We start from the raw sequence: 10,610 nt of genomic DNA, 5'->3' as shown, positions 1-10,610 counted from the left end.
AGCTAGCTCCAGCCTGTTTTCTTCAGCGAGCCGCGACCCCCCGCACCTACACCAGGACGTACGCTCTTTCCCTACACGACGCTCTGCCGAATCGATCGCCATGTCACGGTACGGACTTGGTTCATCCAGCAGCACCAGTGGAATGGCTTCGCCGCGCTGGAAGATGTAATCCGCAGCACAGTACCAAAGCGTCGGAGAAGTACGCAGGACCTGATGGGTGAAATTACCAGGACTGGACGTGGTGACAACCAGATCAACCTCACCCTGATTCAGCATTTCCATCATGAACGGGTTGCGTTTGACGCGCACATCAATGGCCAGCTTCGGATAGACCGACGTTACGCGGTTAAGCAGGAACGGCAGAATGGTATCGGAAGTGTCATCGGAGGCGCCGATAGTCAGTACGCCCTGGATGTTGCTGTACATTAAAGAGGTGCACGCTTCGTCATTGAAACGAAGGATCTTTCTGGCGTAGCCTAGCAACTGGATGCCATGCTCCGTCAACAGTTTATTACGTCCATGTCTGGCAAACAGCTCTTTACCTACCAATTGTTCCAGACGTTGCATCTGCTGACTTACTGCGGATTGCGTTCTGCACACTGCTGCAGCCGCCGCCGCAAAAGTATTCAAGTCAGCAACAGCAACAAAAGTACGCAGCAGATCGAGGTCGAGATTCAGTATCGGACGATTTGCATTAGTCATGTTTTTTCTTCACTTATAAGATTTTTTAAAACTACTACCCTGGTGTATTACCCTACTTATCAAATAGATAAGAGGTAATGGTGCTTAATGACAGCCCTGTGTGGAGCTGTCATGGAAAAATCGTGTCAGGCGGATGCCGACGGATACGTCACTCTGTATTCAGAGGGGTGCCGTCTAATAAGACAGAACAACTTCGGGTACGAAGACGTATGTCGCACAGATGCTGGAAGCTGCGTAGTTGTCTAGTTTCCCGCGAAAACGGCCTGCGGGTCAAAAAGAGATAACATCATGTTATGCTGATGCGAAGCGATAAAGTGCATCAAATAATAAATTATACTTAATCATTTTTACGCTTTAAAGGGAAATGTTTTCGATCAAATCATCGCATTTTTTGACCAAATCCCTTTTCCGCCACATCCTGCCACAACAGCGCTCATTTTTTAACCCCCCAGGTTCTTAAACTGCTGCAGCCGCGTTAAAGTTACAGTGTAAATGCTATTTAACCTGCTGCTGTTATCAGAATAGGTCACTTCGCAGCGCTTCATGCTGCCACCTTAAACGGATTAAGAATGCATGACATTTAATGGCACCAGCGATGGCTGCAACGGCACTGTTTAGTTCTTCGACATCCAACAAGATTTCTTTAACTATTTCATCAGGTCGCTAATGGTTTTATTTGCAGGATGTAAATAAAAAATTTCTTAATGACCTCCATTACCCATGGATTAGCGGCTTTACAGTGCCAGCACAAACCACCAGCATTTTATATTACAAAAAAATCAAACAATAGAGTCATTAACCAGATTAACCTTCGCAAACTGCGTTTTACGCCACCCAAGACAGGAATCATTGGCAAACGCGCCAAAACCTTAAGCCGCCCTTCTTTTGTGACAGTGAGAGGAGTAAATTGGGCAGGTTTGATTTTGGTGGCAGGTTAAAGGACTCTGCCCGTTAAGGCGGTAACGATGAATTTTCAAATTGATAAATCCGGCAAGCTGGAAAATGTCTGTTATGACATCCGTGGCCCGGTACTGAAAGAAGCTAAGCGTCTGGAAGAAGAAGGTAACAAAGTTCTCAAACTCAACATCGGCAACCCTGCCCCGTTTGGTTTTGAAGCCCCTGATGAAATTCTGGTTGATGTGATTCGCAACCTGCCGAGTTCGCAAGGCTATTGTGATTCAAAAGGACTGTATTCGGCGCGTAAAGCGATTATGCAGCACTACCAGGCGCGTGATATGCGCGATGTTACCGTCGAAGATATCTACATTGGTAACGGTGTCTCTGAACTGATTGTACAGGCGATGCAAGCATTGCTGAACAGTGGTGATGAGATGCTGGTACCTGCGCCAGATTATCCGTTATGGACGGCAGCCGTGTCGCTGTCGAGCGGTAAAGCTGTGCATTATCTGTGTGATGAGTCTGCGGGCTGGTTCCCGGATTTGGACGATATCCGCAGTAAGATAACCCCGCGCACGCGTGGCATCGTCATCATTAACCCGAACAACCCAACGGGTGCGGTGTACAGCAAAGAACTGCTGATGGAAGTGGTGGAGATTGCGCGTCAGCACAACCTGATCATTTTCGCTGACGAAATCTACGACAAGATTTTGTATGACGAGTCACAGCACCATTCGATTGCGGCACTGGCGCCGGATCTGCTGACCGTGACCTTTAATGGCCTGTCTAAAACCTACCGTGTTGCGGGATTCCGTCAGGGTTGGATGGTGCTAAACGGTCCGAAGAAACACGCTAAGGGCTATATCGAAGGGCTGGAGATGCTGGCGTCGATGCGTTTGTGCGCCAACGTGCCTGCTCAGCATGCGATTCAAACGGCGTTAGGTGGCTATCAAAGTATCAGCGAGTTTATTGCACCTGGTGGTCGTTTGTATGAACAGCGCCAACGTGCCTGGGAATTGATCAACGACATTCCGGGCGTCAGCTGCGTGAAACCGCAAGGCGCTTTGTACATGTTCCCGCGCATCGATCCCAAGAAATTCAACATCTTTGACGATCAAAAAATGGTGCTGGATTTCCTGTTACAAGAGAAAGTGCTACTGGTTCAGGGTACCGCCTTTAACTGGCCATGGCCGGATCACGTGCGCATCGTCACCTTGCCACGTGTTGATGATCTGGAAATGGCGATCAATAAATTTGGTCGTTTCCTGCAAGGCTATCGTCAGTAGTCTGACACACTGACCCGCAATGCATGCAGGCAGGCAGCAAGTGAATGAATTCAGGTTGCTTACCTGCGTGAGCGACTTGGGTAAGTGAACGCAGCTAACGTACATGCAACCCGAAGTATGAAGGGTATATACTGTTTTCATCTCGGGGAAGGCACTCCTTCCCCGCCGTGAGAACAGGAACCGTCTATGACCCGTAGCCACTTTTTCGCTCATCTCTCCCGTCTTAAACTGATCAATCGCTGGCCATTGATGCGCAACGTTCGCACCGAAAATGTCTCTGAACACAGTCTTCAGGTGGCGATGGTGGCGCATGCGTTGGCCATCATCAAAAACAAAAAATTTAACGGCAATCTCAATGCAGAGCGTATTGCGATGCTGGCGCTGTATCACGATGCCAGTGAAGTGCTGACCGGTGATTTACCCACGCCGGTGAAGTATTACAACGCGCAAATTGCTCATGAGTACAAAAAGATCGAAAAGATCGCTCAGCAGAAGTTGATCGAGATGTTGCCGCCGGAATTGCAGGATGCCTACCGTCCGTTGATTGACGAGCATTTGCATAGCGAGAGTGAACAAGCGGTGGTGAAGCAGGCTGACGCGCTGTGCGCCTACGTGAAATGTCTGGAAGAGCTGTCAGCAGGAAATAACGAGTTTTTGCTGGCCAAAGCACGTCTGGAGAAAACACTGTCACAGCGTCGTTCCCCCGAAATGGATTACTTTGTAGAGATATTCATTCCAAGCTTTAGCCTGTCGCTGGATGAAATTTCTCAGGATACCCCATTATAAAAAACGGGCCGCTATGGCCCGTTCTGTCAGACGTTGGCAGAAAGTGTAAACATGCCGTTTTCTGTAGGTGAAACCACCAGCGGTTCCAGTGTTTTCACCTGCCAGGTCACTTCATTCAGGCGCGGGGCATCCGTGGGGGCATTAACCGCAACCACTGCACTGCGCGCTTCCAGCCCGGCAATAATGCCGGCGGGCGCATCTTCAACCACAACGCATTCCGCTGCAGGCAGCCCCAGGCGTTCAGCACCCAGCAGATACGGCTCCGGGTTCGGTTTACCCAATTTGATGTTTTCTGCGGTAATGAACACTTCCGGCATCGGTAAACCCGCCGCTTTGTGACGCGCGTGAGCCACCGGGATAGATCCTGAGGTCACTATCGCCCAGGGAATCTGCAGTTCGTTGAGTGTGGCGAGCAATGCCTTTGCCCCCGGAATCGCTTGCACGCCCTGCGTGTCTTCTGCTTCTAAACGCTCAAGCCACATAAACTCCGCCTGAATCGCCTCTTCAGACTGGCCAGCCATAAAATGGCGCAGTGAATTGATCGCTGGCTTACCGTGTATGAAGTTCAGGACTTCTTCCGCCGCAAGACCCTGGCGTTCGCCCCACAATGACCATGCGCGGATCACCGCAGGCAACGAATCCACCAACGTACCGTCCAAATCAAACAGAAAACCCCTGTACTCCACGCGTTGCTCCTTATTCAGGCATTAAGAATCTGCGCGATTTCGTTCGCGCTAAGATGATACTGACGCGGACAAGTGTGCCACACCGCCAGCATACGTTGGTATTTTTCCCACATCGGCGTCTGAGCATTGAAGCCGTGAGTTCCAGAATCAAAATGGGTGTAGCGTCCTTCGACGTTCACCATAAAGCGCACATAGCCGAGATAGCGCGCCTCGGTGGCCGCATCAAAGCCGAGAAACGCCAGACGACGCTCTTCGATACTATTGGCTTCTTTCAGGTTCGACCAGGAGACATGCAGCGCATGGTGCATTTCCATAATATCGATGAGTTGGCGGCAGGTGGCTTCCGTTAGCTCGCCAAACTCTTTGTCGAGTTCGCGCAGTTGCAGGCCGTAGCCCCGTTCGATGATGGTCTGGTAGCGGCGATAGCGCTCCGCATTTTCCGGCTCAAGCATCGCCATCATTTTGTATTGATTGGAGAGGATCAGTCGTTGTGCATGGGTCATTTCCACGGTTCGCTCCCGGGCCATCACGGCCGCTTAAGATTTAAACAATGGATAAATGATTACACAAGGAAAGCGATGCGTGTTTGCCCGCATCACTTTTCTTTGATTTAAACCCGGTTACTGCACACATTCTCTGGCAGTAAAAGGGGATGATCGATCAAAGATCGTCGAGGAAGGTACGGTCGAGTTGTTTGAAGGCGCGCTTCAGCACATCGGCCAGCGCCTGGTAAGTCGGTTTACCATCAACAGGGGCAATCGCTTGTCCCGCTTCTTCCAGTTTTGCGCGCACTTCGTGGAACCAGTGCAGCAACGTCGGCGGCAATGGCGTGATGGAGCGCTTACCCAGCCACCACAATCCCTGCATCGGCAGACTGCAGGCAAACAGTGCAGTGGCAATCGCCGGTCCCAACTGTCCGCCCATGGCGATTTGCCACGTCAGGGTGAATATCGCCAGCGGGGGCATAAAGCGGATGGCAAAACGCGTTGCCGTCACCACGCGGTTTTCCGGGAACATCGGTGCCAGTCGCTTATCGGCTGGCCAGGTCTTCATGTAACGCTGACCGTTCTGGAATAAACCAAACCAGCCGGGATTGCTTGTGTCATTCGCCATGATAGACCTCAACTAATTCTGCAACGATTAAAATAAAATGATAACTACACAACTTTACGTGACATCCTTCAAAAGATTTTGTCTTTGCGGGTGACAGTGGGTATTCTGACGCCGTTTTAGCAACATTACCGGAAGCTTCAGCTCAATAAAAGAGCGGTTTAGAGCCATGTTTCGCTAAGCAGATTTCAAAAATCTGCGTAAAATTACCGAAATTTTTTTGCATGTCGGTCTCTTTTTGACTACCGCATGATGTTAATCATTAATCTACCAGCATTCATGGGCTACGCTGTTAGTCTGATTGCGTTATTTTTAGCCACTCTTTAATCAATAGGTACTTCCATGTCAACGAAGTTAGTACTGGTTCTGAACTGCGGCAGCTCTTCACTTAAGTTTGCCATCCTCAATCCAGCCACCGGTGACGAATATCTGTCAGGTCTGGCGGAGTGTTTCCATTTACCTGAAGCGCGTATCAAATGGAAACTGGAAGGCAGCAAACAAGAAGCGCCTCTCGGCGCAGGTGCAGCGCACAGTGAAGCGCTGAACTTCATTGTTAAAACTATTCTGGCACAAAAACCAGAGCTTTCGGCACAAATCGCTGCAATCGGCCATCGTATCGTTCACGGCGGCGAGCAGCTGACTCAATCGGTGATCATCGATGAATCGGTGATTCAGGGCATTAAAGATGCTTCCTCTTTTGCTCCGCTGCACAACCCGGCGCATCTGATCGGTATCGACGAAGCACTGAAGAACTTCCCTCATCTGTCAGATAAGAATGTGGCGGTTTTTGATACGGCATTCCATCAGACTATGCCGGAAGAGTCATATCTTTATGCCCTGCCGTACAAACTGTACAAAGAGCACGGCGTTCGTCGCTACGGCGCACACGGCACCAGCCACTACTATGTGACTCAGGAAGCCGCCAAAATGCTGAACAAGCCAGTTAATGAACTGAATATCATTACTTGCCACCTCGGCAACGGCGGTTCAGTCTCTGCAATCCGTAACGGCCAGTGCGTCGATACTTCTATGGGTTTGACGCCGCTGGAAGGTCTGGTGATGGGCACCCGCAGTGGTGATATCGACCCGGCTATCGTGTTCTTCCTGCATGACACCCTCGGTATGAGTGTGGATGCGATCAATAAACTGCTGACCAAAGAGTCTGGTCTGCTGGGTCTGACCGAAGTCACCAGTGACTGCCGCTATGTTGAAGACAACTACGCGACCAAAGAAGATGCCAAGCGTGCGATGGACGTGTTCTGCCATCGTCTGGCGAAATACATCGGCAGCTACACCGCGCTGATGGAAGGTCGTCTGGATGCCGTGGTGTTCACCGGTGGTATCGGTGAGAACGCGGCGATGGTGCGTGAGCTGGCGCTGGCGAAACTGGGTCTGCTGGGCTTTGAAGTGGATCACGAGCGTAACCTCGCGGCCCGCTTCGGTAAGTCTGGCTTTATCAACAAAGAGGGCACCCGCCCGGCCGTGGTGATCCCAACCAACGAAGAGTTGGTTATCGCCCAGGACGCCGCGCGTCTGACCGCCTAAATACACTTCTCTCCGTCAGCTCAGGCTGACGGAGTTGTTTTGGCTAGTCTGCAACACCTGAGAGGTTTTTATAGTGTCACGTACAATCATGCTCATCCCTACCGGCACCAGCGTCGGCCTGACCAGCGTCAGCCTCGGCGTGATTCGTGCCATGGAGCGCAAAGGCGTTCGCCTGAGCGTGTTCAAGCCGATTGCCCAGCCACGTGCGGGCGGCGATGCGCCCGATCAGACCACCACCATCATTCGTAAGAACTCCGCAATCCCTGCCGCTGAACCGCTGCAGATGTCACGCGTTGAGTCACTGCTGGGTTCGAACCAGCAAGACGTGTTGATGGAAGAGATCATTGCTAACTACCACGCTAATGCGCAAGACGCGGAAGTGGTGTTGGTTGAAGGACTGGTGCCAACCCGCAAGCATCAGTTTGCCTCTTCACTGAACTATGAAATCGCAAAAACCCTGAATGCGGAAATCGTGTTCGTGACGGCGCTGGGCAATGATTCGCCTGCGCAGTTGAAAGAGCGCATTGAATTAACGCAAAGCAGCTTTGGCGGCAGTAAGAACAAAAACATCACCGGCGTGATCATTAATAAACTGAATGCGCCAGTGGATGAGCAGGGTCGTACGCGCCCTGACCTGTCTGAAATTTTCGATGATTCGACGAAAGCAAATATTGCCAATATCGATCCTAAGCAGCTGTTTGCTAACAGCCCATTGCCGATTCTGGGCTGTGTACCCTGGAGTTTCGATCTGATCGCGACGCGTGCCATCGATATGTGCCGCCATCTGAATGCAGAGATCATTAACGAAGGTGAGATCCAGACCCGCCGCGTGAAATCGGTGACGTTCTGCGCACGTAGCATTCCGCATATGCTGGAGCACTTCCGTCCGGGTTCACTGCTGGTGACATCGGCCGATCGTCCAGACGTGCTGGTTGCAGCCTGTCTCGCCGCCATGAACGGTATTGAGATCGGTGCCGTGTTGCTGACCGGTGGTTATCAGATTGAAGCACCGATTGCGCGTCTGTGTGAACGTGCCTTCCAGACGGGCCTGCCGGTGTTTATGGTGAAAACCAATACCTGGCAGACCTCACTGAGCCTGCAGAGCTTTAATCTGGAAGTGCCTGCAGATGATACCCAGCGCATTGAGAAGGTGCAGGAGTATGTGGCCAGCTTTATCGATGCCGATTGGGTGGAATCACTCACTGCGACTTCCGAACGTAGCCGTCGTCTGTCTCCACCAGCCTTCCGTTATCAACTGACCGAGCTGGCACGTAAAGCAGGCAAACGCATTGTGCTGCCAGAAGGCGACGAGCCGCGTACCGTGAAAGCCGCGGCGATTTGTGCCGAGCGTGGCATTGCATCTTGTGTACTGTTGGGTAACCCTGACGAGATCCAGCGTGTGGCTGCCGCTCAGGGTGTGGTGCTGGGCCAGGGCATTGAAATTGTCGATCCAGAAGTGGTGCGCGAGAATTATGTGCCGCGTTTGGTTGAGTTGCGTAAGAGCAAAGGCATGACCGAAGTGGTCGCGCAGGAGCAGCTGGAAGATAACGTGATGCTTGGCACCATGATGCTGGAGCGTGGCGAAGTGGACGGTTTGGTGTCAGGTGCTGTTCATACCACCGCCAATACCATTCGTCCGCCGTTGCAGTTGATCAAGACCGCGCCAAACAGTTCACTGGTGTCTTCCGTGTTCTTTATGCTGCTGCCTGAGCAGGTGCTGGTGTACGGTGACTGCGCGATTAACCCGGATCCGAATCCAGAACAGCTGGCAGAGATCGCGATTCAGTCTGCGGATTCCGCCAAAGCCTTTGGTATCGATCCACGCGTGGCGATGATTTCTTACTCAACCGGTAACTCCGGTGCGGGTAGCGATGTTGAGAAGGTGCGTGAAGCGACGCGTATCGCGCAGGAGAAACGTCCTGACCTGGTGATCGATGGTCCGTTGCAGTATGACGCTGCGATTATGGAAGATGTCGCGAAGTCGAAAGCACCAAACTCTGCCGTTGCAGGCCGTGCGACCGTGTTTATCTTCCCGGATCTGAACACCGGTAACACCACTTACAAAGCGGTTCAGCGTTCGGCCGACCTGATTTCCATCGGGCCGATGCTGCAGGGTATGCGCAAGCCGGTGAACGATTTGTCACGTGGCGCATTGGTGGATGACATTGTTTATACCATCGCACTGACCGCGATTCAGTCACAGCAGGCGGAAGGTTAATTCCTTTTTCTTTCTGCTGAACGTAAGGAGCATGAGGGTTAAACCTTGTGCTCTTTTTTTTGCTTTAAGATTGGTGGGTGGTGAAGGCTGGGTGTTGCTGTGGGCTGGGTGCAGTTGTCGCTGAATGCTCGGTGCAAACGACAGGGAAGGCCAGTCCGATCGCGAAGGATTAACGCATCCCTGCAGATCGGCCGCGCCGTCCATGGCGCGGACGCTTCGCTCTTCGCACTGGCCTTCCCTGTCTTTCAAACTTGATCATCGCTTTTGAGGTGCACACCTCAGCATTCTTACTGTTTGTCAGAGTGGTTCACTGGCGAAAAAACACCCCGCCGCTCACACTGATCTCAGGCTCCCGTGAATTGCGAGGTGAATGATGAGCAACAGTGATGTGCACCGTCGTCGATTGAAGGCCACGCCGCGCGGTGTGGGTGTGATGTGTGATTTTTATGCGGTTAAGGCGGAAAACGCCACGGTTTGGGATCAGAATGGGCGTGAATACACTGACTTTGCGGCAGGCATTGCGGTGCTGAATACCGGGCATCGTCATCCGAAAGTGATGGCGGCCGTGCAGCAGCAGCTGGATAGCTTTACCCATACCGCGTTTCAGGTTATCCCTTACGAGAATTATATTCATCTCGCTGAGCGGCTTAACCAGCGCGTGCCCATTAGTGGCGAGGTGAAAACCACCTTCTTTTCCAGCGGTGCAGAAGCGGTAGAGAATGCGGTGAAGATTGCCCGCGCGGCGACCGGGCGTCCCGGCATTATTGCGTTCACAGGCGCATTCCACGGGCGCACCCATATGACGATGTCACTGACGGGCAAAGTCGTGCCTTACAAAACCGGCTTTGGGCCGTTTGCCGGTTCGGTATTTCACGCCCAGTATCCTAATGCGCTGCACAACGTGAGCGTGCATCAGGCATTAGAGAGTCTGGAAGCGATTTTCCGCAGTGATATCAGCCCACAGCAGGTGGCGGCGATCATTTTCGAACCCGTGCAGGGCGAAGGCGGTTTTTATATTGCGCCACCAGCGTTTGTATCTGCGTTACGTGCCTTATGCGATCGTCACGGCATTTTGTTAATCGCCGATGAGATTCAGAGCGGTTTTGCACGCACCGGCAAGCTGTTCGCCAGTGAGTATTACGATGTGCAGCCAGATTTGATCACCATGGCAAAAAGTCTGGCGGGCGGGTTTCCGTTATCGGCCGTATCCGGGCGTGCCGAAGTGATGGATGCCCCTGAGCCGGGTGGTTTAGGTGGCACTTATGCGGGCAAGAACGGAAGAGTGGCGGGTCGGGAAAGGGGGGACGCTCGGGGGGTAGCCTGTCACTGTGAGAGCGGGTATGCATGTCGTGAGGCGTGGTGATCTGTGCACGCATCGTG

At 52.2% G+C, this 10,610-nt stretch carries 8 protein-coding genes and 1 pseudogene; 6 read left to right on the top strand and 3 right to left on the bottom strand.

Annotated features, from left to right (window positions below; all coding sequences use genetic code 11):
• Positions 1–1,406: 1,406 nt before the first annotated feature.
• From H7A81_RS22100 to yfbR, 3 genes are all read left to right on the top strand, one after another.
• Complete coding sequence (locus H7A81_RS22100; RefSeq protein WP_166934748.1) at positions 1,407–1,640, top strand: hypothetical protein; 234 nt, start codon at positions 1,407–1,409, stop codon at positions 1,638–1,640.
• A gap of 27 nt (positions 1,641–1,667) precedes the next feature.
• Complete coding sequence (locus H7A81_RS22095) at positions 1,668–2,885, top strand: pyridoxal phosphate-dependent aminotransferase (protein ID WP_034825078.1); 1,218 nt, start codon at positions 1,668–1,670, stop codon at positions 2,883–2,885.
• A gap of 186 nt (positions 2,886–3,071) precedes the next feature.
• Positions 3,072–3,671 (top strand): 5'-deoxynucleotidase, encoded by a 600-nt coding sequence (gene yfbR, locus H7A81_RS22090; protein WP_034825080.1) that lies wholly within the window; start codon positions 3,072–3,074, stop codon positions 3,669–3,671.
• A 26-nt stretch (positions 3,672–3,697) separates the two neighbouring features.
• Here yfbR and H7A81_RS22085 read toward each other — a convergent pair whose 3' ends face one another.
• The 3 genes from H7A81_RS22085 to yfbV all read right to left on the bottom strand — a co-directional run bounded on the left by H7A81_RS22085 (position 3,698) and on the right by yfbV (position 5,470).
• Entirely contained in the window at positions 3,698–4,357 is a 660-nt protein-coding gene (locus tag H7A81_RS22085; protein ID WP_058961295.1) for a sugar phosphatase, read from the bottom strand.
• A gap of 14 nt (positions 4,358–4,371) precedes the next feature.
• A complete protein-coding gene (locus H7A81_RS22080) occupies positions 4,372–4,866 on the bottom strand; it encodes a YfbU family protein (RefSeq protein WP_058961294.1) in 495 nt (164 codons plus the stop codon).
• Between the two features lie 151 nt (positions 4,867–5,017).
• Positions 5,018–5,470: a terminus macrodomain insulation protein YfbV gene (yfbV, locus tag H7A81_RS22075; protein WP_034825085.1), complete on the bottom strand. Its 453-nt coding sequence runs from the start codon at positions 5,468–5,470 to the stop codon at positions 5,018–5,020.
• Positions 5,471–5,809: 339 nt separating this feature from the next.
• On the opposite strand from yfbV, the gene ackA reads away from it, so the two are divergent.
• The 3 genes and pseudogenes from ackA to H7A81_RS22060 form a co-directional block, all read left to right on the top strand.
• The gene (gene ackA, locus H7A81_RS22070; protein ID WP_097116577.1) at positions 5,810–7,012 is read left to right on the top strand and encodes an acetate kinase; all 1,203 of its coding nucleotides are present in this window, start codon (positions 5,810–5,812) and stop codon (positions 7,010–7,012) included.
• Positions 7,013–7,085: 73 nt separating this feature from the next.
• A complete protein-coding gene (gene pta / locus H7A81_RS22065) occupies positions 7,086–9,230 on the top strand; it encodes a phosphate acetyltransferase (protein ID WP_182058733.1) in 2,145 nt (714 codons plus the stop codon).
• 373 nt (positions 9,231–9,603) lie between these two features.
• Positions 9,604–10,500, top strand: a pseudogene (locus tag H7A81_RS22060) (aminotransferase class III-fold pyridoxal phosphate-dependent enzyme); the annotation flags it as partial.
• Positions 10,501–10,610 lie beyond the last annotated feature (110 nt).

The organism is Pantoea sp. ME81 (assembly GCF_903970985.1).
GTDB classification, from domain to species: domain Bacteria; phylum Pseudomonadota; class Gammaproteobacteria; order Enterobacterales; family Enterobacteriaceae; genus Pantoea; species Pantoea communis.
This window is presented reverse-complemented; position numbering and strand designations above follow the sequence as displayed.

Excerpts from the sequence above, each read along its gene's own strand:
- H7A81_RS22100 (WP_166934748.1), top strand. The coding sequence starts at position 1,407 with ATGACCTCCATTACCCATGGATTAGCGGCTTTACAGTGCCAGCACAAA.
- H7A81_RS22095 (WP_034825078.1), top strand. The coding sequence starts at position 1,668 with ATGAATTTTCAAATTGATAAATCCGGCAAGCTGGAAAATGTCTGTTAT.
- yfbR (WP_034825080.1), top strand. The coding sequence starts at position 3,072 with ATGACCCGTAGCCACTTTTTCGCTCATCTCTCCCGTCTTAAACTGATC.
- yfbV (WP_034825085.1), bottom strand. The coding sequence starts at position 5,470 with ATGGCGAATGACACAAGCAATCCCGGCTGGTTTGGTTTATTCCAGAAC.
- ackA (WP_097116577.1), top strand. The coding sequence starts at position 5,810 with ATGTCAACGAAGTTAGTACTGGTTCTGAACTGCGGCAGCTCTTCACTT.